17 protein-coding genes and 2 tRNA genes are annotated in these 21,317 nt (G+C 45.5%); 13 read left to right on the top strand and 6 right to left on the bottom strand.

The genetic code is table 11. The annotated features are described in order from the left end of the window. Positions 1–88: 88 nt before the first annotated feature. The 4 genes from JMY03_RS00095 (at position 89) to JMY03_RS00080 (ending at position 2,274) form a co-directional block, all read left to right on the top strand. Positions 89–439, top strand: a complete 351-nt coding sequence (locus JMY03_RS00095; RefSeq protein WP_201541006.1) for an IS630 transposase-related protein — start codon at positions 89–91, stop codon at positions 437–439. Continuing rightward, positions 414–938: an IS630 family transposase gene (locus tag JMY03_RS00090; protein WP_156915621.1), complete on the top strand. Its 525-nt coding sequence runs from the start codon at positions 414–416 to the stop codon at positions 936–938. Before JMY03_RS00095 ends, JMY03_RS00090 begins: the two co-directional genes overlap by 26 nt. Positions 939–1,105: 167 nt before the next feature. Further along, positions 1,106–2,017, top strand: a complete 912-nt coding sequence (argB, locus tag JMY03_RS00085; protein WP_201599850.1) for an acetylglutamate kinase — start codon at positions 1,106–1,108, stop codon at positions 2,015–2,017. 23 nt (positions 2,018–2,040) lie between these two features. Beyond that, positions 2,041–2,274 carry a hypothetical protein gene (locus JMY03_RS00080; RefSeq protein WP_201599848.1) on the top strand — a complete coding sequence of 78 codons (234 nt, stop codon included), beginning with the start codon at positions 2,041–2,043 and terminating at the stop codon, positions 2,272–2,274. A 95-nt stretch (positions 2,275–2,369) separates the two neighbouring features. Here JMY03_RS00080 and JMY03_RS00075 read toward each other — a convergent pair whose 3' ends face one another. After that, positions 2,370–2,735 (bottom strand): Spx/MgsR family RNA polymerase-binding regulatory protein, encoded by a 366-nt coding sequence (locus JMY03_RS00075; protein WP_201599846.1) that lies wholly within the window; start codon positions 2,733–2,735, stop codon positions 2,370–2,372. 188 nt (positions 2,736–2,923) lie between these two features. Here JMY03_RS00075 and leuS point away from each other — a divergent pair, with 188 nt between their 5' ends. The 7 genes from leuS (at position 2,924) to JMY03_RS00040 (ending at position 11,993) form a co-directional block, all read left to right on the top strand. After that, positions 2,924–5,641 (top strand): leucine--tRNA ligase, encoded by a 2,718-nt coding sequence (gene leuS, locus JMY03_RS00070; protein ID WP_201599837.1) that lies wholly within the window; start codon positions 2,924–2,926, stop codon positions 5,639–5,641. Between the two features lie 59 nt (positions 5,642–5,700). Beyond that, positions 5,701–6,435, top strand: coding sequence for an LPS-assembly lipoprotein LptE (locus JMY03_RS00065; RefSeq protein WP_227675431.1), 735 nt, complete (start codon positions 5,701–5,703; stop codon positions 6,433–6,435). Positions 6,436–6,533: 98 nt separating this feature from the next. Next, a complete protein-coding gene (holA, locus tag JMY03_RS00060; protein ID WP_201599833.1) occupies positions 6,534–7,619 on the top strand; it encodes a DNA polymerase III subunit delta in 1,086 nt (361 codons plus the stop codon). 170 nt (positions 7,620–7,789) lie between these two features. Further along, positions 7,790–9,130 (top strand): efflux RND transporter periplasmic adaptor subunit, encoded by a 1,341-nt coding sequence (locus tag JMY03_RS00055; RefSeq protein WP_201599831.1) that lies wholly within the window; start codon positions 7,790–7,792, stop codon positions 9,128–9,130. Positions 9,131–9,278: 148 nt separating this feature from the next. Continuing rightward, positions 9,279–11,288 (top strand): MacB family efflux pump subunit, encoded by a 2,010-nt coding sequence (locus JMY03_RS00050; RefSeq protein ID WP_201599829.1) that lies wholly within the window; start codon positions 9,279–9,281, stop codon positions 11,286–11,288. A gap of 332 nt (positions 11,289–11,620) precedes the next feature. Then, positions 11,621–11,696, top strand: a tRNA-Lys gene (locus JMY03_RS00045). Between the two features lie 221 nt (positions 11,697–11,917). Then, positions 11,918–11,993 (top strand) — tRNA-Lys (locus JMY03_RS00040). A gap of 97 nt (positions 11,994–12,090) precedes the next feature. Here the strand turns inward: JMY03_RS00040 and JMY03_RS00035 are convergent. Beyond that, a complete protein-coding gene (locus tag JMY03_RS00035; protein ID WP_201599826.1) occupies positions 12,091–12,873 on the bottom strand; it encodes an MBL fold metallo-hydrolase in 783 nt (260 codons plus the stop codon). 500 nt (positions 12,874–13,373) lie between these two features. Beyond that, positions 13,374–15,461, bottom strand: coding sequence for a catalase (locus tag JMY03_RS00030; protein ID WP_201599823.1), 2,088 nt, complete (start codon positions 15,459–15,461; stop codon positions 13,374–13,376). A 431-nt stretch (positions 15,462–15,892) separates the two neighbouring features. On the opposite strand from JMY03_RS00030, the gene JMY03_RS00025 reads away from it, so the two are divergent. Both JMY03_RS00025 and ppc read left to right on the top strand, forming a co-directional pair. Beyond that, positions 15,893–16,687, top strand: coding sequence for a dienelactone hydrolase family protein (locus tag JMY03_RS00025; RefSeq protein ID WP_201599820.1), 795 nt, complete (start codon positions 15,893–15,895; stop codon positions 16,685–16,687). Positions 16,688–16,760: 73 nt separating this feature from the next. Further along, on the top strand, positions 16,761–19,541 hold the full coding sequence (ppc, locus tag JMY03_RS00020) for a phosphoenolpyruvate carboxylase (RefSeq protein ID WP_201599817.1): 2,781 nt from the start codon (positions 16,761–16,763) through the stop codon (positions 19,539–19,541). Between the two features lie 38 nt (positions 19,542–19,579). On the opposite strand, the gene JMY03_RS00015 is transcribed toward ppc, so the two are convergent. Genes JMY03_RS00015 through JMY03_RS00005 form a run of 3 tightly spaced genes read right to left on the bottom strand, consistent with a single transcriptional unit; the run spans position 19,580 to position 21,186 of the window. Next, positions 19,580–20,236 carry a DUF938 domain-containing protein gene (locus JMY03_RS00015; RefSeq protein ID WP_201599814.1) on the bottom strand — a complete coding sequence of 219 codons (657 nt, stop codon included), beginning with the start codon at positions 20,234–20,236 and terminating at the stop codon, positions 19,580–19,582. Between the two features lie 54 nt (positions 20,237–20,290). Beyond that, positions 20,291–20,755, bottom strand: a complete 465-nt coding sequence (locus tag JMY03_RS00010; protein WP_201599811.1) for a flavodoxin family protein — start codon at positions 20,753–20,755, stop codon at positions 20,291–20,293. 23 nt (positions 20,756–20,778) lie between these two features. Further along, positions 20,779–21,186: an OsmC family protein gene (locus JMY03_RS00005; RefSeq protein WP_201599808.1), complete on the bottom strand. Its 408-nt coding sequence runs from the start codon at positions 21,184–21,186 to the stop codon at positions 20,779–20,781. Between the last annotated feature and the right edge of the window lie 131 nt (positions 21,187–21,317).

Below are 21,317 nucleotides of genomic sequence, written 5' to 3'. Positions count from 1 at the left end.
ATATCTTTTTTACTATTCGCTACAGTATAGTGTATTAAATATAAAAATGTTATAAGATAAAACATCTCAACAGATATACTCAATTATCATGACTTACTCACTAGATTATCGCAAACAAGTTCTTAAAAGCTTAGCAGATGGCATGACCTTTGCCGAGGCAGCCTCTTTTTATGACATTAGTCCAACCACTATTCAAAAGTGGAAGAAACGGCTGCATAGTAAGAGCACTCGCAATGTTACGCCATCAAAAATACCGGATGATGCACTACGCAAAGACGTTGAGCGTTACCCTGATGACTATCACTATGAGAGAGCAAGACGGTTCAACTGTACTGCCCCAGCCATTTGTGAGGCTTTAAAACGCCTAGGCATCAGTCAAAAAAAAGACCTTAGAGCATCCAAAAGCATGTCCAATAAAAAGAGCGGCGTATCAGAGTAAGCTTGATAACTTTAAACAGCAAGGTTACCCCATTGTGTATATGGACGAAAGCGGTTTTGAAAGCCAGACCATTCGTCCTCATGGTTATGCACTGATAGGCAAACCCTGTATCGACAGCTACAACTGGCAAGGTAAAAAGCGAACCAACGTCATTGGGGCTCTATATGAAAAGATGCTATTTGCACTGGATTACTTTGAACACAACATTAACAGCGGCATATTCTACGATTGGTGCAAACACACCCTAATCCCAAGCCTTAAAACCAAATGCGTGATTGTCATGGATAACGCTCGGTTTCATAAAAGTAGACGTATCCAAAAATTACTGAACAGGCATGGTCATCGTATTCTATGGCTGCCGCCGTACAGCCCAGACTTGAACCCTATTGAGAAAAAATGGGCTCAAGTGAAGTTTCTACGCCAAGGGTGGATGGAAAATGACTTATCCAAATTATTTTATGATGTTTGTCCTAGCCATAACACTTTTGTTTTGAACTGACTATAGTTATTGTTTAATAGCTATTGTTTAATAATTACTGTTCAATGATTTTGTGCCAGTCTCTGGAGATTGCCGCCTTTTTTTATATTGCGCTGACGTTTTGATTCGACCTGTTTTAAACTGGTTTTTTTAAACTGATATCTTGAGCTACCTTTTAGGAGTCCCTCATGTCCCTTAATTTTAATGACGCCAAAACCACCGCAGAGGTTTTGACCACCGCACTGCCTTACATTCAACGTTTTGTCGATAAGATCATCGTCGTCAAATACGGCGGTAATGCCATGACCGATCCTGAGCTTGAGAGCTCTTTTGCTCGTGACATTGTGCTGCTAAAGACAGTTGGGCTACATCCCGTGGTCGTACACGGCGGCGGCCCGCAAGTCGATACCTTACTCAAAGAGCTCGGACGCAAATCAGAGCGTATCGATGGTATGCGTGTCACGGACAAAAGCACCATGGATATCGTCGAGATGGTGCTTGGCGGCGGCGTTAATAAGTCGATCGTCAGCCTCATTAATAAACACGGGGGCCGCGCGATTGGCCTGACCGGTAAAGACGCCAACCTGATTCATGCTAAAAAAATGCTCATGCAAAAGGTCGATGATGATGGTGTTGAGGCACCTATCGATTTGGGCTATGTCGGTGATGTAGTCAGCGTCAACAAAGACGTGATTAACATGCTCATCTCCTCCAACTTTATTCCCGTTATTGCGCCGCTTGGTGTCGATGACAATGGCGATACTTATAACATCAATGCTGACCTGGTCGCAGGTAAAGTGGCTGAATTCTTGCAGGCCGAGAAGCTAATGCTACTTACCAATATCAAAGGCGTATTAGGCCGTGATGGTAAAGTAGTTACTGGCCTGACACCCAAAAAAGTGGATGCCATGATAGAGGATGGCACCATCTCAGGCGGCATGATTCCAAAGATCGGCTGCGCTTTAGATGCGGTGCGCAACGGCGTCAAAAGTGCGGTTATCGTTGATGGCCGTGTACCGCATGCGACGCTTCTCGAGATTTTCACTAATGAAGGCGTCGGTACACTGATTAGCCGTGAAGTCGACTCAGCCATGAGCTAGCGCTAATAAAGGATGACGCTACTATGTCACTAATCATGTGGTGTGTGCTTTTTATTTTAGAAAGTCTCTATTGTTGGTGGATCATAGGTTATGGCGGTGCCAAATGGATCGAGGGCTGGAAGTCGTTTTTTATGATTGAGTGGTTTGCCCTTGATTGGACTGCAGAGCAAATCAGACTTTATGTCCTCATCATTTGGCTGTTTAGCGTGATTTGGTTTATCGTAGGGGTAATAAAACCTGAGCTTAGATTTTATTAAACTCTCATTAAGGTCAGGTCATTAAGGTCAGGTTTTATTGTAGTCTCGTGCTACTGCGACAGTATTTATAGTGTCTACAGTGAGCGGTGAGCGCTTTAAGCAAAGGCTTTGTCAAACTCATCCGCGTCAAAACCGCAAAGTAGAATGGGCTGCTCATTATGCAGCCCTTCTACAATTGGGCGCTTAATCATACTTGTATTTTCGAGTAATAAACCGATAGCTGTGTTGACATCAGCGTCTGCGGCCTGCTTTTGCTCATCAGTTAATTTCCGCCATGTGGTTCCGCGTTTGTTTAACACCTTATCTAACCCTAATAGATCGACCCAACGTTGCACACTATCTTTATCGATGCCTTGTTTTTTATAATCGTGAAACGTGTAGTCGATGTTTAAGTCGTCTAGTTTAGTAAAGGCCTTTTTCATGGTGCTGCATGATTTGATACCATAGATAGTGATTGTCATCGTTATTCCTTATATTATGCTTGCTTAAAAATTAAAACTTTGGTCTTTTAATACTGCGCTATTATTACCCTAGCCCATCGCATTTTTTCCCAATTTGCGCTATTCTAGCGTATCTCATTTTACTAATTATTTGTTTTTAGAACTTACACTCCAAAACGTCAATAAAAATATCTAACTTCGAGCCAATTATGAACCACGCTGTGACCTCTGACCACTCTACCCCTAATAATAACGCTACTTCAGCCGCCGATAATACGCTTTATCAGCCGCAGCTGATCGAAACGCAGCAGCAAGCCAAATGGGCAACAGATAAGCGCTTTGAAGTCAGCAATGAGCCAAGCGACAAACCTAGCCGCTATATGCTATCGATGTTCCCTTATCCGAGCGGTAAGCTGCACATGGGTCATGTACGTAACTATACCATCTCAGACGTGCTGAGCCGTTATTATCGCCTTAAAGGCTTTGAAGTCATGCAGCCAATGGGCTGGGATGGGTTTGGCTTGCCAGCAGAAAACGCAGCCATTGCCAATCAGACGCCGCCTGCCAAATGGACGTTTGAGAATATTGATAATATGCGCGCGCAGCTTAAGCTGTTAGGCCTGTCGATCGATTGGTCGCGCGAGTTTGCTACTTGTAGTCCTGAGTATTATCAATGGGAGCAGTGGCTATTTTTGCAGCTGTATAAAAAAGGCTTAGTTTATAAGAAGCTTGCGACAGTGAACTGGGATCCAGTGGATAATACTGTCCTTGCCAACGAACAAGTCATCGATGGTAAAGGCTGGCGCAGTGGCGCACTCGTTGAGAAGCGCGATATTCCGATGTATTACTTCAATATCACCGAATACGCTGATGAATTACTCGATGACTTAGATCAGCTAGAAGGCCATTGGCCCTCAGAAGTACTGACCATGCAGCGCAATTGGATCGGTCGTAGTGCTGGTATGGAAGTGCATTTCCCTTACGAGCTTGAAGGCCAAGAGAGTACCTTAGATGTATTTACCACCCGTCCTGATACCTTGATGGGAGTCACTTATGTCGCTGTTGCAGCTGAGCACCCATTAGCGAAATATGCGGCTGAAAAGGATGAGGTCATCGCCCAGTTCAATGCATTGTGTAAAAAAGGCTCAGTTGCCGAAGCCGACTTGGCCAAAGCAGAGAAGATCGGTATGGATACTGGCTTAACCGTTACCCACCCACTGACTGGGGAGGCGCTGCCAGTTTGGGTCGCTAACTACGTGCTGATGAGCTATGGCTCAGGCGCGGTCATGGCAGTACCGGCACATGATGAACGCGATTATGAATTTGCGACTAAATACGACTTGCCAATCAAACAAGTCATCGACGTCCCTGCCGGTTATTTTGATGCGGCAAAAGCTGAGGCCGAAGCCGAGGGCGGTGAAGTTAACCTCGCCTATACTGAGCGCAATACTTTAGTTAACTCAGGCGAGTTTGATGGTATGGATTTTGAGCAGTCTTTTGCAGCGATGCTTGAGAAGCTCGAGCCAAAAGGCCTTGCCAATAAAAAGATTCAGTTCCGTCTGCGCGATTGGGGCGTCTCTCGCCAGCGCTATTGGGGCTGCCCGATTCCGATGGTCAACTGCGAGCACTGCGGTACGGTGCCGGTAGAAGAGCAAGATTTGCCAGTCGTACTACCGACTGAGGTCGTGCCTGATGGTCGCGGTAATCCGCTCAAAAATATGCCTGAGTTTGTCAATACCAGTTGCCCTAAATGCGGTAATCCGGCAGAGCGCGAGACCGATACCTTTGATACCTTTGTCGAATCCAGCTGGTACTACGCGCGCTTTGCTAGCCCCAACGACAACCAACACATGGTCAATAAATCAGCCGCTAACAAGTGGCTACCGGTTGATCAATACGTTGGTGGAGTTGAGCACGCAGTGATGCATCTGCTTTATGCGCGTTTCTTTCATAAGCTCATGCGAGATGAGAATTTAGTCTCAGGTGATGAGCCTTTCAAGAACTTGATGACGCAAGGTATGGTACTCGCTGGCACCTTTAATCGTATCAATAGCGATGGCAGTACGACGTATTATTTCGCTGATGATGTCGATATCGACTACAACGAGCGCGGTCAACCGATTAAAGCGACACTTAAAGCAGATGGACAGCCTGTAAATATTGGCAAAATCGAGAAGATGTCAAAGTCTAAGAATAACGGCGTCGACCCGCAAACCACTATCGATCAATACGGCGCGGATACGGTGCGTTTATATACTCTATTCACTGCGCCTGCCGATCAAACCCTTGAGTGGTCAGATGATGCGCTCAAAGGACCTTATAACTTTGTCAAAAAAGTCTGGCGTCTGGCTCATGATCATATTAACGCTGTAAGCGCGTCAAACTTAGCGCTTGCTACTTTAAATGATCAGCCGTTAACTACCGATAATCTAAGCCGCGAGGCCAAAAACCTACGCCGTAAGACTCACGAGACAGTAGGTAAAATCGATAACGACTTAGGCGAGCGCTTGGCATTGAATACGCCAGTATCGAGTCTTATGGAGCTTGCTAATGAGCTCACAAGCTTTAAAGCCAACGGCGAGCAAGACTTACAAGTGCAGCATGAAGCTTTGATAGACTTGCTCATTATGCTCTCGGTCTATGCGCCGCATGCTGGCGAGTATTTACTTGAGCAATTAGGCGTGGATACACTAACGATGAGCTACCCTGCTGTCGATGAGAGTGCCTTAGTACAAGATACGATCACTATGGTGGTGCAAGTGAATGGTAAGGTACGCGGTAAAATGGACGTCGCGCCTAATAGTGACCCTGAAGAGCTTAAAGCTCAAGCACGCAGCATCGATAGCGTCGCTAAGTTTCTTACCGGCGAGATCAAAAAAGAGATCGTTGTCCCTAATAAGTTAGTGAACATTGTCGTTGTTGGCTAGTTTATTTTTTAACTACAAGTGATGTTTTTGGCTTTTTATGGCGATGAAGGATGAAGGTTATGGCGTATCAACAGCAAAACATGCAGTCAGCACGTAAGAACAGCTTAGGTACGCCTGCTAAAGGCAAAAGCCTTGGTAAAACGCTAGCCACTTCTTTGTTAGCAGTACTACCTATGATGACGGTGGTGACGACAGCGACTAGCCTTACGGGCTGCGGCTTTCATCTGCGCGGACTGGATGCGCCTTTAAATTTTGAAGTCGAAAAAACAGCGGTAGTGATTGAAGATAATCGTCGCTCGTTCCCATTGAAGTTGCCACTAACTAGACGCTTAGAGACTTTGGGAGTAGACGTCGTTGATGGTATGACGATGATTGAAAACGCCGCCAATAGCAAAGCCAATAACACCGATGCCGAAAAAATCGCCCTTATAAAAGTAGACAATTTACGCTTTCGGCGCTATGAGCTAGTAGGCGTCTTAACAGAGATACGTTTGGTACTCTCTGCTGATGTGACCTATGACACTTATCAAAATGGGCAGCCAGTGACTTTGACTAATCCTATCCAAGTGGAGCGCAGCTATCAGTATAATGAGGCATCGGTCAGCACTGACGATCAACAAGGCGATCAGATCCGCGATTGGCTCTACGATAGTCTTGCGCGCCGTATTACCGATCAGTATGTCGCTGTCAGCTTACCCAAAGTGTCGCCCAATACTAGTAAGGCTCGCCAAACCGCACCTATATTAGAGCACTCAGCGCCCTCGACCACTGTGGTGACTACCCCGACCTCTTAACGTTTTAAATGAACGCTTTAAGTGAATACGTTGAATTGACACTTTGAACTGATACCTTTAATCCTCACTTCCAATCAGCAACTGATGGCTTATCTTTTATGCAGCAGACCTTTATCCAAGCCTATCCTAAACTGCTGCAACCTTCAGTAGCTGTAGCGGGTTTGTGGCTGGCGCACGGTGATGAGCCCTTACTGCAGCAATGGTTAATTAATGCGCTGCGGCCACATTGGCGCGAGCAAAACTACGCCATCAAACGCATTGAGCTCATATCGGTGAAGTCTTGGCAAGAGGTGTTGTCTGAATTAGGTAGCCAATCGCTCTTTGATGATGCCAGCGCGCTCATCGTGACGGGCAATCATAAGCCGGATAAAGCCACTATCGCCGAGCTTGAGCAGTTTGCTATCGATGCACAAGCCGGCGCTCATAGTCATAGCTTATTATGGCTAACGCCGAAACAAGATAAACGCAGCCAAGCCAGCAAGTGGTTTGCGCCTTTTGCCAAGTATGGCCAAGTTATCGATGGTAACTTATACGATGAGCGCGCGCGTCAGCAGTTATTGCAAGTACAAGCAGAGCAATTCGGCCTACGTCTTTCGCAAGAGGCTTGGCAATTATTGATGTCGCACACCGAGCATCACCTACTCAGCGCTTATCAAACCCTTTGGCGCTTATCCTATCTGTTCGCTCCAAAGTTATCTGAAAATAATAACGACAGTCTCAGTCCTACTACCGACAATCGTAATAGCGACGCGGCCAGTCATAAGAACCTAGCTCTAGGTATTACTGACTTGCAAGCTGCTTTAGTCAGCGATGCGCAATTCAGCGTTTTTGACTTATCCGATGCTATGCTCACAGGCAATAGCATGCAGGTAGCAAAAATCATGTTTCAGCTACAAGCTACTGATGAACCAACGACTTTGGTACTTTGGGCAATAGCCAAAGACATGCGGTTGGTCATGGCGCTAATGGATGGACAAGATCCGCAAAGCTTAGGAATCTGGCGTAGTAAGCAAGGCTTATACAGCCAAGCTTGTCGTCGTCATTCCCTTGCGCAAACCGCCGAGTGGCCGGATTTGCTATATCGCTGTGATCAGGCCATCAAAGGCCTCATTCGTCAGCCTGCTTGGGAGCTGTTATTACAAGCTGCGCTTGAGCTGTCAGGGAAAAAGCTCTTTGCTGCTTAATAGCTTACTCAAATAATGACTTACACCTTTTAATAAAGCCTTTTTTATACCCTCTTATGTTGCAGCTACCCCGCTTTTCCTTAACCTTTCGCAAACTAATAACCATTTCAATTTGCCCCTGAAGTCTTTACTATAGTCAAAATTGTTTTGATGGTAAGTGGACTTTGAGCATGGGCAAAATCACCAAAAAATCAGCTATAAAATGGGGCATTATCGCCTTAGTTGTGCTTGCACTTATTGTGCTGGCTTACAGGACTTTTCAACCCAAAGAAGAGAGTCCTAATTACATTACCGCCACCGCTGAGATAGGTGATATCGAAAACAACGTCATGGCGTCCGGTAAAGTCAAGGCGCTTAACACCGTTGACGTTGGCGCGCAGGTGTCAGGAGAAGTCAAACGGCTGTTCGTGGAAGTCGGAGACGAGGTTAAGCAAGGCGAGCTCATTGCCCAAATCGATCAAGTCACCCAAAAAAACAATCTAAGCAATGAGCAAGCCAGCCTCGAGCAAAGCGAAGCCGCCATTCAAAGTGCTGAGGCTGAGCTACTGAGTCGTCAAGCCAGCCTAAAGAGCGCTTATGCTGATCTGGCCAGCCGTCAATCTGAGTACAAGCAAGCCCAATCTGACTTTGCGCGTCTCAAGGGCTTAGTCGCTATCGATGCCATCTCGCAACAGGAATATGATACTCAGGCCACCAGTGTGGCAACCGCCAAAGCCGCGGTTGATAATGCTCGCGCCGCTATCGATACTGCCAAAGCCGCTATTACCACCACTCAAGCCAATATCAACAGCCAACGCGCCGCCTTACGTAAAGCGCAAACCAACGTCAGTACCGCTGTGGAGGATTTGAGCTACACCACCATTCGCGCGCCGATATCAGGTACAGTGGTCTCTATCACCACTGAGCAAGGCACTACCGTTAACGCCAATCAAACCGCGCCTACGATTGTGACCTTAGCCGATCTCTCAACCGTACGCATTAACGCGCAGATCTCTGAGGCCGATGTCATCAACGTGCAAGCAGGCATGCCGGTGTATTTTAATATCATTGGTAATCCTGACCAAAAGTATGACGCTACCCTAAAAGCTATTGAACCTGCGCCCGAGAATATCAGTGATACCAGCTCTACTGATGCTGCTATCTATTATATCGGTTACATCGAAGTGCCAAACACTGAGCGCCGCTTTCGTATCGACATGACCGCACAGGTTTATATCGTTATTAATGAAGCTAAAAACGCGCTGCTTGTTCCTTCTGCTGCCCTACAACCTGCTAAAAACAGTAAAAGATCTACTGGCGACTCAAGTACTGATACTGATGTTTCTACTAGCGCAGGCGTGGTTCGCGTGCTCAAAGACAACGGCGAAGTCGTTGAACAACGCGTTACCGTTGGCATTAACAACCGCGTTAACGCCCAGATTTTAAGTGGATTAAGCGCAGGCGATGAGGTGATATTGAGTGAAGAAAAAGCAGGGGGTAGTCAAGGTGGTAGAGGAGGCCCCCCTTTTTAACAGGTCATGTTAGCTAACGTACCAGTTAAGGTACTTAGATTCAGTTAGCTCCAGTGCTGTTGAACGTCTTGCAACCTTTAAGCTTAGAGCACTATAACTTTTAGACCCTTAGTGATTTTCTGATTTGATAATATAGGTCGTCGTATTCATGGATCCCCTAAAAACCAATGCCAATAGCGCAGCAACTACGCCGCTGATGCAAGTCAAAGGCTTGATTAAAGAGTTTCGTGCAGGCGAGCAGACGATACGCGTGCTGCATGATATCGACCTCACTATTCATCAAGGCGAGATGGTCGCTATCATCGGGCAATCTGGCTCTGGTAAGTCTACTCTAATGAATATCTTGGGTTGCTTAGATCAGGCGACAGCAGGTGACTATAAGATTTATGGACAGCCTGTCAGCCGGCTTGATGCCGATGAGCTGGCGAAATTACGCCGCGAGCACTTTGGTTTTATCTTCCAGCGCTATCATCTGCTTGGCGATATCAATGCTCGCGATAATGTCTCTGTGCCAGCCATTTATGCGGGTATGGATGGGCAGGCTCGCAGCGAGCGCGCTGAACAGCTACTGTCAGATTTAGGTCTTGCGGATAAGGTCAATAATCGTCCGAATCAGCTCTCAGGCGGTCAACAGCAGCGGGTATCAATCGCTCGCGCGCTAATGAATGGCGGCGATATTATCTTAGCTGATGAGCCCACAGGGGCGCTCGATAGCAAGTCAGGCGAAGATGTCATGGCCATCTTGCATGACTTAAAGTCGCAAGGTCATACCATTATCATGGTCACCCATGACCCCGGTCTTGCCGAGCAGGCTGAGCGCGTCATTGAGCTCAAAGACGGCTATGTCATCGAGGACTATCGTACCAAGCATTATCAGCAAACGGCAGTTGATAATAGAGTGCAGCCAGAGCCTATACTCAACAGGCATCGTAAAGGCAAGATAAGTAGCTTTATTGATCGTTTGTTTGAAGCTTTTAAGATGTCCCTGCTCGCCATGCGCGCGCATAAAATGCGTACGCTTTTGACGATGCTCGGTATTATTATTGGTATCGCTTCGGTAGTCTCAGTCGTAGGGTTAGGTAAAGGCTCACAAGAGCAGATACTGGCCAATATTAGCTCATTGGGAACCAACACTATTACCGTAATAGACGGTTATCCATGGGGCGATCCTAGACGTCAGTACAATGACGACAATCTCACGCCTGAGGATGCGCAGGCGGTCGCTGATCAGCCTTATGTGACCAGCGTTAGCCCGCAGCTTGATAGTAACATGAGTGTACGTTATCGCAACGTACAAGAAGCAGCTAGCGTAAGCGGCGTCGGTCAAGACTATCTTGACGTTAGTGGTGAGACGTTATCCCAAGGCCAAGGCTTCGATGAGCAAAGCATCTTAAAACGCACGCAAGATATTATTATCGATGACAATGCTAAGCAGACTTTCTTTGCTGATGTTGATAACCCTATCGGCGAAGTCGTGTTAATCGGTAGTGTACCCGGGCGAGTAATTGGCGTATTGGAACCGAACAACAGTGGTTTTGGCGGTCAAGTAGAGTCGCCTACCCTTTATATGCCTTATACGACCATGATGTCACGCTTAGTAGGTAGTCCCAATATTGAGCGTTTCGTCGCTTTAATCGACGACAGTATCTCCTCCTCCGCTGCTGAGTCTGCCATCTCCACCCTTATGGAAGGTCGTCACGGTACCGACGATTTTCGTATTCGTAACTCAGACTCTATTCGTCAAACGATTGAGTCAACGACAGGCACTATGACCTTACTTATCTCATCCATTGCTATCATCTCCTTGATCGTCGGCGGTATTGGGGTGATGAATATCATGCTAGTTTCAGTCACTGAGCGCACCAACGAGATCGGCGTGCGTATGGCAGTCGGCGCTCGTCAAAGCGACATTATGCAGCAGTTTTTGATCGAAGCTATCTTAGTCTGTATTTTAGGCGGCTTATTGGGTATCGGACTTGCCTTTGCTATCGGCGAGCTTATCAATAGTGTCGCTGGTGATAGCTTTAAAGTGATTTATTCCCCAACTTCTATCATTGCCGCCTTTGTTTGCTCAACTTTAATTGGCGTCATTTTTGGTTTTTTACCAGCGCGTAATGCGGCCAAGCTTGACCCAGTGGAAGCGCTGTCTAGAGATTAGATCTGTACTTATTGTTAAGCTCAAAAGATATAAACATTTCTAATAAAGTTGGTTAGTTTAAAAAATCTATAAAATTTACGCTCAAATCATAATTTTTGTTCCTCATGGGGTTGTAATTATCGCAGGAATATATATAATGTGCTCTCACGTTTAGGGATACAAATTATCTAGATGTGAATGAGAGAAAGCTTTGCGAATTACTTAATGTTTAAACTTAAGTTGCTAGCAAAGCTTAGTATAACCTTAGTTTGGATACGTAGCTTTTAGAATTTACGAAAATGTAAATTCTCTTGAGAATCTAAAATTGCAGTGCAATTTTTTAACGTCTCTCAGGACCGATAGCTCAGTTGGTAGAGCAGTTGACTTTTAATCAATTGGTCCCGCGTTCGAGTCGCGGTCGGTCCACCATTTTTAGTAGTACGCTTATTAAGTATTCTGCCCTATTCGGTATTAGCTTAATAAGTTTGGTTTTAAATAATTTTCCTCTTTCAGGAGATTATTCTTGCAGAGCTAAAAAAGCAGTGCTTTTTTTAGTCAGATATCGTTAAGGTATCAAGTTTTAGGAAATCCTATTTAAAGGATTTCCCTTACGAAGCTAAAATTGCAATGCAATTTTTTCACGCTTCTCAGGGCCGATAGCTCAGTTGGTAGAGCAGTTGACTTTTAATCAATTGGTCCCGCGTTCGAGTCGCGGTCGGCCCACCATATTACAAAAGCCCCACTACTTTTTGGTAGTGGGGCTTTTTTTATTTGTTTATGAGCTGCTGACTACTTAGTTAGTACTTTTTAATGCGTACTTTGATTAAGGCGTTTTGACTCTCTTACGAGCAAACCTAAGCTTAGGTATCGTGGTACTCAAAATATTCCTAAACGAGGTCTTACGGGGCTGCTTTGGTGCTCTGTCTATAAGAAGATCAAAGTCCTTATCATTGATTTTGACCCTTTTATCATGAGCCAGTAATACCACTGCTGGCTGCAATGCTTTGATCTTATTTAAAGAAGCTCGATAAGCATTAGGTAGGGTAATCAGATAAGGCGATACAAACTTATCTTTGATACTCAATATGAGATCTGCAGTGTAAGCTTGCTTGGTCTGCGCGTGCCATAATGTCAAGTCGCGATCTGTATGCCCAGGCGTCTCCAAAACCACCCAGTCTTCAAAGTTTGGTATCGGGTCACCCTCTTCAACCTCAACATCAACTTTTAAGATAGGATCATACCAAACGTTAGCGATCGACTTTCCTTGCCTATTGGCCACATAATAAGTGAGCGCTAAATCGTTCAGATGCGAAACTCTGCCTAACACTCCTTGATACCAAGCTTTATCAGCTTTTGCACTGACTACCTGGCAAGCCGTTTTTTGTTTTAACAACTCAGCCCCGCCAGCATGATCAGGGTGCATATGAGTGACTACAACCGTTTTGAGCTGATCGATAGGACGCTCCAGGGTATCTGTAATGTAGTTCAAAACGCTATCAACATCACATCGACATCCTGAGTCTAGCAATAACAACTTATCAGGATAGACGGCCATATAAGTGGTCTGAATATATCCCTCTATTGCTACAATATTTATTAAATCCATTATTAAACCTTAAGCCTGATCCAATCAGACTACTCCTATCAATAAATACAATCTTACTAGGGCGTGTTGAACATTCGACCTTGGCACTGACAGAGACTATTTTTTAGGCGATTTGCAGATAAAAATGGTAAGTTTAGTTGTTCTAAGCGTCTATTTTTATCAATAAAGCGGCAAAAAATAGTCCTGTCCCTGTTGTTGTCGTGAGGGCTGATGCTAAAATCGCCCTAGTCGTTGCGAAAATCTAGCCAATGCAATAAGCATTACCTGCAATTTTCACTTAGACTAGAACTATTTTAGCGATCAGCAGTGCGCATTTGCGAATGTTCAACACGCCCTATTATAACCTTAGCGCTTTATTAGTCAGTGATATTCAGTGAACGCTTGTGAGCAAACTTTTATTAGCGTATAAAACGACATGTTTAGATATTTATAAGCTCATAAATAAAAAAACTCAGCACTTAGGCTGAGTTTTTCTTCATCATGATTACAACTTCATAGGATTAAGCCAAGTCACGAACCTTAGGCTCACGCTCCCATAGACGAGATTTTGCATTTTCTACAAAGCTGTCAAGCTCAGCGAGCGGTGTGACAAACTCATCTTTTTCTACAGGAAGTTTACTTAAGATAAACTCATCCGTTGCACCGCAATAAGCAATGGCTTTACAGTGTACATAAGCATCAGTGAACCAATCTAGCGTTGAGCTATCCTCTGCTAGTTTCTTAGCTTGATCCGGCATAATGATACTCACTACCGCATCGAAGAATACAGAGGGTGCACCAGCGACACGCTCATCTGCTTGGATACGCGTATCGTCGTCAAGCTTAACTTCTTTGCTAGGAGCAACAATTTTGACCATACCGCCTTGAGCGTTAATAGCATCTTCAAACTTCTTAACTTGCTCATGGTTTGATCCTTCAGCCACTAAGATACCAACCAAACGGCCTTTTAGTGATTTAGGCGTACGACCAATCGTTTGCAGAGGCTTAGAGGTGTCCATATCTTGTACAGGTGCAGCGGCATCAGCAGGCTCTGGTAATTCCATACCGAGGGCTGAAGCCACACGATTAGCCAAGTCTTCATCGATATGCGGCAGATGGCTGAGCATACGAGTACGAACATGCGGCGCATCTACTTTACCCAGCTCAAACGCATAAGCAGAGGCAATGTGTGCTTTGCCTGCCTCTGTCTGGCTGCGATAGAACATGCGCGGCTGACTATAATGATCGGCAAAGCTTTCGGCACGGATGCGACCTTTAACGCCATCATCCATCCGCTCTTGGAATGAGGCAAATCCGCGTTTGGCGCTTTCGCGTGGACGCGTTGGATCAAGGCTTTGTGGCTCATAGAGCACCCGCGTTTTAGGCACCTGCATTTGCATATGGCCATCTTGCTGGTTGTTGGCAAACGGGCATTTTGGTGCATTGATTGGAATTTGCGCAAAGTTTGGTGAGCCCAAACGTGACAACTGCGTATCTAGATAACTAAATAGACGGCCTTGGAGCAATGGATCATTACTATAATCGATACCTGGTACCACATGTGATGGACAGAATGCGACTTGCTCTGTCTCTGCAAAGAAGTTATCTACATTGCGATTCAAGACCATCTTACCAACGATTTTCACGGGCACTAGCTCTTCTGGAATCAGCTTGGTCGCATCGAGGTGATCAAACGGGAACTGATCGGCTTCTTCTTCAGTGAATAACTGAACGCCAAATTCCCATTCAGGATACATGCCATTGTCAATTGACTCAAACAAATCACGGCGATGATAATCAGGATCTGCGCCAGAGATTTTTACGGCTTCGTCCCACGTGGTTGATTGTACGCCAAGTACTGGCTTCCAATGAAAACGTACAAAGGTGCTCTTACCGTCTTTATCAATCAAACGGTAGCTGTGAATACCAAAACCTTCCATCATGCGTAAGCTGCGTGGCAGGCCACGATCACTCATCAGCCAAATCAGATTGTGCATGGTTTCAGGACTCAATGAGACAAAATCCCAAAACGTATCATGGGCAGACGCCGCTTGCGGAAAACCACGATCAGGCTCCGGCTTGACTGCATGAATCAAATCTGGAAATTTAATCGCATCTTGGATAAAGAAGATGGGCATGTTGTTACCAACGATATCCCAGTTACCTTCTTCGGTATAAACTTTGACAGAAAATCCGCGCACATCACGTGGCGTGTCTTTTGAGCCTTTGTTACCAGCAACGGTCGAAAAACGGGTAAAGAGTGGTGTTTGCTTACCGGTTTCGGTCAAAATTTTGGCCGTTGTATACTCTTCTAATGATTCGGTCAGCTCAAAATAACCGTGTGCCGCACTACCGCGAGCATGGACGATACGCTCTGGGATACGCTCATGGTCAAAATGGTTGATTTTTTCGCGTAATACAAAATCTTCTAAAAGACTCGGGCCTCGGCTACCGGCTTTCAAAGAATTTTGATTATCAGAGATAACAACACCTTGCTGCGTAGTGAGCGCCTTTGTGTCGTCGTCTGCACGTTGGTGAGTCTCGCCGCCATTGCCGCGTTCAGTATTCATGTCTTTGGCTGGGTCGGTATGATCGATATTATTATTCATAAAACATCCTATCTAATGAGTAAAATAGTCTCTTCTAAGACCATTAAAAATGTGCTTACACAGGTGTTGTATCCTTTGGGATAATACTGACTTCATCTGTCGATTATCTGTCTGTGATGCTGCATGACCAATTATTAAAAAAGATAAAGGAATAAAAGGCAAAGGCATACGGCTTATCTTACCAAAAAACTAAGTCGCTTATAGTTGCGTATATAGTGAAAGTTGTTGATGTTTGGTTAAATTTTACGTGCGCAGTCACTCAACCGCTTGACGGCTTTTGAGCCAGCCTAAACGTTAACAATCCAATCTTGTAATTTAGTTATTCTTTAAGGTATGCTTTATGGCGTACTAGAGATCATCGATAAATAACATTGGCATGGTTTTTGGCCATATATTTATCTCTTTTTTATATAACTATAAGGCTGTCGACTATGTTACCAACTTCGAATTTCTCGTCCAAAAAACCTTACCGCTCATTATTGGCGGGTGCATCAATGGGGCTCCTGGCATTGACCATCAGCCAAACCGCTGCCGCTATCACGACCAAGAACGTCACTTATACAGTGGATAACCAAGCATACGAGGGCTATTACGCCAAAGCAAATAAGCCCTACGCTCCTTTTATCTTGTTGATTCATGACTGGGATGGTCTAACGGACTATGAGCGCAAACGCGCTGATATGCTAGCGCATGAAGGTTACAACGTACTGGCAGCAGACATGTTTGGGCAAGGCATTCGTCCGACCTCTGTCGAAGAAAATAAGCGTTTAACAGGCGAATTGTATGACGATCGCAACAAAATGCGCCGCATACTACAAGGTGCATTGAATGCTGGACGACTGGAGGGCAATGATGTGCGCAACGGCACGACCATGGGATATTGTTTCGGTGGTACGGTTGCATTAGAGTTAGCACGTTCAGGCTTCCCGCAAAAAGCCTTTGTCCCCTTCCATGGAGCCTTTGATACTCCGACCGGTCAAAGTTATGACAAGACCACTGGCGAGATTTTAGTCTTTCATGGCAGTGCCGACGAAGCCGTGCCGTTTGAGGATTTTACCGCCCTTGGTAAGACGTTAGAAGCCAGTGGAGTACCCCATGAGATGTTGACTTATAGCGGTGCAGTCCATGCCTTTACTGACTTCGATAATCCTGATAGATACAATGCTCGTGCCGATGAGCGCTCTTGGAGACGTTATACAGATTTTTTATCCAATGCATATAAATAACTTTAGTTTGTACCCTATAAGAAGAGCGAACCTTATTTATTAACCAGTCTGTTAGAAGACAAGGAAGACAGTTATGTTATTAGATAACGACGTATTGCGTGCGCGCATTCGTTTATTAGGATCGTTTTTAGGTGAGGCCATCTCTCGCCAATCTGGGCAACAAACCTTAGATACCATCGAGACCTTGCGCCAAGGTTTTATCCAAGAGCGCCGCGAGCATAACGACGGACAAAAACAACAACTTATCGAGCTCATCGCCTCGCTAGACAATCAAACACTAAAAAACGTCATTCGCGCGTTTTCTATTTACTTTTTTTTGGCAAACCTGACCGAAGAAAACTACTTACGTGAGCAGCGGCGAGTGATGCGCGCGGAGTCCAACCAAAGCTGGGAAGGCTCTTTTCGCCGTACTTTATCAGAATGCCGTGAGCGCCAGATCGAACCTGAACAAATCAAAGAGCTCATCGATCAGCTAAAATTTATCCCAGTCTTTACCGCGCATCCTACCGAGGCGCGTCGCCGTACGACGATGAATATCTTGCAAACGCTATACGAACATACCGATGCCATGGGTGTCTATCCTGAGGGCAGTCGCGCCTTTGAGCAGGCCAAACAAAAAACCGCAGAAACCATTGATCTACTATGGTCATCAGATGAGGTGCGGACTCGTAAACCCTTGGTCTATGATGAGATTAATAATGGCCTGCATTATTTTGATGCCAGTCTTTTTACCGCCATACCGAAAGTCTATCGCAATATCAAAGACGCAATCGTAGAGATTTATCCAGAGCTTAGTGACTATGCGCTGCCCGCTTTTGTCAATTTTGGCTCTTGGATCGGCGGCGATAGAGATGGCAACCCCTTCGTCACTCATGAGACCACAGAAATGGCCGTGTTGATGCATGCCAATACCGTGCTGCGCCATTACCAAGTATTGATCCGAAAGCTGCGCCGCGAGCTGATTCATAGCGATAGCATCGTCACCATCGCGTCCGAGATTTATGAGCGAATTAAAGACTATAGCGAGCTGGATCAGCAGGTGTTTTGTTATAACCCTGATGATTATAATCACGAGCCATACCGTAGATTGTTATCACTCATCCTTGCCAAAATAAAAGCAACCAACCAGTATATCCAAAGCCAAGGCACAGACGACAATGCAGCAAAAGACGCGTACTTATCGCCGGCCGCACTGTTAGATGACTTACGCCTTATCCGCAAGAGCGTCAACACGCATGATAGCGCCCATGCCGAAGGGCTACTGCTAGATACCATCCGCTTGGTCAAAACCTGCGGCTTCCATCTAGCCGCGCTCGATATTCGCCAAGACTCAGGCTATCATGGCGAGGTCATTGCCGATATTTTTGCCAATGCCTCCAACTTGCCCGATTACAAGGCGCTAAGCGAAGCAGAGCGCCAAGAGTGGCTGACCCGCCTACTACAAAAACCAGGCACACTGCTGATTTATACCGATAATTTAAGCGACCAAACCTGTGAGCAGCTGGCATTGATGCAGTCGGTGGCCAAACTGCGCAAACTGGTCGGCGACGATACTTTTGGCAGCTACGTCATCTCGATGACCAATAACGCCAGTCAACTACTAGAAGTGCTGCTACTGATGCGTTTTGCTGGTTTATCTGGTATCAATGACGACGGACACTTATTTGCCGCCTTGCCGGTAGCGCCACTGTTTGAAACCATCGAAGACCTCAAAAACATCGATAAAATCATGCCAACGGTACTGGACAACCCCCTGTATCGCGAGCTACTTGAGCACTCAGGCAATATTCAAGAGATTATGCTGGGCTACTCCGACTCTTCTAAAGACGGCGGCATTATCACCTCGGCTTGGCAGCTGTATAGCGCCCAGCAAACCATCACTCGTATTGCCAACCAATACGGCATCAACACCCGTCTGTTCCATGGCCGTGGCGGCTCTGTCAGTCGCGGCGGCGGCTCAACTCATCAGGCCATTGCCGCGCAGCCTGCTGGTACATTAAACGGACAAATCAAGTTTACCGAGCAAGGCGAAGTGCTCTATGCCAAATACGCCAATCCAGATACAGCAGTGTTTGAGCTGACAATGGGTATCACAGGCGCACTAAAAGCCAGCTCGTCACGCTTTGTGGCGCAGCCGGCCCAGCTCGATAGCTATGAAGCACTGTTTGCAGATTTAGCCGATGCAGGCGAGCAGCAATATCGAGCATTGACGGATAATACAGACGGGTTTTATCAGTTTTACTCCGAGGCCACGCCCGTACAAGAGATCTCTTTGCTAAATATCGGCTCGCGCCCTGCCCACCGCAAAAAAGGCTTGCCAAGCAAATCAACAATTCGGGCGATACCTTGGGTGTTTGGCTGGTCATTGGCCCGCTTTACCCTTCCTGCGTGGTATGGCGTGGGCACGGCATTAGAGAGTGTCAAACAAAACGAAGGATTGATGAAAGAGATGAATAAAAACTGGCCGTTTTTTAGCGCCTTTATCAGCAATATCGAAATGGCCTTTACCAAATCGGAGATGAATATCGCCCACGCCTACAGTCATCTGTGCAAAGATGAGCGCTTACGCACACAAGTCATGCAGGCTGTCGAGCACGAGCACGCGCTTACTCACTCTGGCCTAAACTCCCTGCTCGAGCAAACCTCATTATTGTCCACGCAGCAAGAGCTGGCAGCGTCTTTACAATGGCGCAATGCTTACTTAGACCCGATCAACTATATCCAAATCGAGCTGCTCAAACGCATGCGTCAACCTGATAATAATAATGCTAAAAGCACCGATAAACTGGCGGTAGAAGATCCACTAATTCGCAGTATCAATGCCCTTGCAGCAGGACTACGTAATACTGGTTAGAACTTGATACTGATATTAAAACGCAAATAACCGCTGACTTAGTTAGCGGTTATTTTTTGAAAAACCAAAATTTGGTTGTTCGCTGGCATCTGATATTCAGTCATTAATGTTAAATGGTGAGTGTTGGCTAAAGCAATGATATCTTCTTTATGCCGGATACCGCTACCAACATCACGCTGGCGCAAAGTGCTATCAAACTGCTGGTTACTCGCACTGGTATAGCGTCCGTTTTCATTAAATGGCCCGTAAACAATCAGCTTGCCGTCTAACGGTAGTGCTTCTCCGACCAACTCAAACAACCTCTCAACCAAAGGCCAAGCGATAATATGTAAGGTGTTAGCAGTAAATATAGCGTCATAAGGTTCGCCAGTATTAGTTTTTGGAATAGAATCTGTTAACAAATTAAAAGCCAACGGTGCATACAGGTTTGATGCGGGATAGGCATCATGCCAAGCTTGTATCACCTGATGATTATCAGTTACATCGCTGGTTTGCCATTGTAGGTGCGGCAATCTTGGTGCAAAGTAAACGCTATGCTGGCCGGTACCTGAGCCGACTTCTAAGACATGAGTATGCTCTTGTAGCTCTTTTTGTAGCACGTTTAAGATAGGTGCTTTATTATTTTCACACGCTTGTGAAAAAGGTAGTCTGTCTGTGCTACTGATATCGGTATTTCCGGGATTGTCTTTATTCATAACGTCCTTACGATTGCTTTCTTATATATAAAATATCAATCCAAAGCTAATATATTAATAAATACCTGCCTCAATACCAGCAGCTAGCGTCATCGCAAGCTCTTCCACTTGCTCCACAAACACCTCTTGCCAATCACCTTTTAAAATAAGCGTATCTTGGATTTGATTCCAGCGCAAACCAGTGATAATCGTTTTCATAGCCAGTTTAGTTCCCGTCCCATCAAACCCAGCGCGAATATATAATGAAAAAGGTAGCCCCTGTTTATGCTCTAATACCGCGTAATAACAGCGATCGAAGAAGTCTTTGGTCAGCCCCGCCATATAAGACAAATTCTCAGTCGTACCTAACAATAAGGCATCGGCTGCCATTATATCTTCAGGCTGCGTATCCTGTGGTGCTTTGAGAACCACGTTGATATCTATATCAGGGTGATTGGCACCGTCATGAGCGGCTTGCGCCAACTTTTTAGTATTCGGTGATGGTGCATGCGCGACGATAAGTAAAGTCTTGAAAGCCATATTAATCACCATTATAAAATATATCAGTTCTTAGAATGAATATTCACCTTTTGCATGATATCAGGATGGATGCTTTTCGCAACTGGACAACTCAGCGCTGCGTTATAAAATATCTTTTGCGTTTTCTCATCGAGCTGCTGATTAAAAGAGATCGCGACATGTATTTCACTGACACGTCTTGGATCAGCTGTCATCACTTTGGTCACCTCAGCGGTAGTACCAGCAATATCGATTTCCATATCACGCGCTTTAATCCCAATGATCGTTAGCATACAGCTGGCTAAGCTGGTCGCCAATAAATCAGTCGGTGAAAAAGCCTCACCCTTGCCCTGATTATCTGTTGGCGCATCCGTAATGATGTCATTGTTTGATTGCAAATGAATGGCGGTGGTGCGCAAGTCGCCTTGGTAGGTTACTTTTGAGGTTGTCATTTTCATTCCTTTTAAATAGCTTAAATGCACTTTATAAATAGTGTAATGGAATGAACGAATAATAACTAGTAGCCAATCAATACATGAGAGCACTGCTTTAAACAACCCAATAAAAAAACCCCCAACACTTA

The organism is Psychrobacter submarinus, assembly GCF_904846685.1.
Classification (GTDB): domain Bacteria; phylum Pseudomonadota; class Gammaproteobacteria; order Pseudomonadales; family Moraxellaceae; genus Psychrobacter; species Psychrobacter submarinus.
The sequence above is the reverse complement of the archived record's forward strand: the minus strand, read 5'-3'. Positions and strand labels throughout refer to the sequence as shown.

Coding starts and splice junctions, on each gene's coding strand:
- JMY03_RS00095 (WP_201541006.1), top strand. CDS start 89: ATGACTTACTCACTAGATTATCGCAAACAAGTTCTTAAAAGCTTAGCA.
- argB (WP_201599850.1), top strand. CDS start 1,106: ATGTCCCTTAATTTTAATGACGCCAAAACCACCGCAGAGGTTTTGACC.
- JMY03_RS00080 (WP_201599848.1), top strand. CDS start 2,041: ATGTCACTAATCATGTGGTGTGTGCTTTTTATTTTAGAAAGTCTCTAT.
- JMY03_RS00075 (WP_201599846.1), bottom strand. CDS start 2,735: ATGACAATCACTATCTATGGTATCAAATCATGCAGCACCATGAAAAAG.
- leuS (WP_201599837.1), top strand. CDS start 2,924: ATGAACCACGCTGTGACCTCTGACCACTCTACCCCTAATAATAACGCT.
- JMY03_RS00065 (WP_227675431.1), top strand. CDS start 5,701: ATGGCGTATCAACAGCAAAACATGCAGTCAGCACGTAAGAACAGCTTA.
- holA (WP_201599833.1), top strand. CDS start 6,534: ATGCAGCAGACCTTTATCCAAGCCTATCCTAAACTGCTGCAACCTTCA.
- JMY03_RS00055 (WP_201599831.1), top strand. CDS start 7,790: ATGGGCAAAATCACCAAAAAATCAGCTATAAAATGGGGCATTATCGCC.
- JMY03_RS00050 (WP_201599829.1), top strand. CDS start 9,279: ATGGATCCCCTAAAAACCAATGCCAATAGCGCAGCAACTACGCCGCTG.
- JMY03_RS00035 (WP_201599826.1), bottom strand. CDS start 12,873: ATGGATTTAATAAATATTGTAGCAATAGAGGGATATATTCAGACCACT.
- JMY03_RS00030 (WP_201599823.1), bottom strand. CDS start 15,461: ATGAATAATAATATCGATCATACCGACCCAGCCAAAGACATGAATACT.
- JMY03_RS00025 (WP_201599820.1), top strand. CDS start 15,893: ATGTTACCAACTTCGAATTTCTCGTCCAAAAAACCTTACCGCTCATTA.
- ppc (WP_201599817.1), top strand. CDS start 16,761: ATGTTATTAGATAACGACGTATTGCGTGCGCGCATTCGTTTATTAGGA.
- JMY03_RS00015 (WP_201599814.1), bottom strand. CDS start 20,236: ATGAATAAAGACAATCCCGGAAATACCGATATCAGTAGCACAGACAGA.
- JMY03_RS00010 (WP_201599811.1), bottom strand. CDS start 20,755: ATGGCTTTCAAGACTTTACTTATCGTCGCGCATGCACCATCACCGAAT.
- JMY03_RS00005 (WP_201599808.1), bottom strand. CDS start 21,186: ATGACAACCTCAAAAGTAACCTACCAAGGCGACTTGCGCACCACCGCC.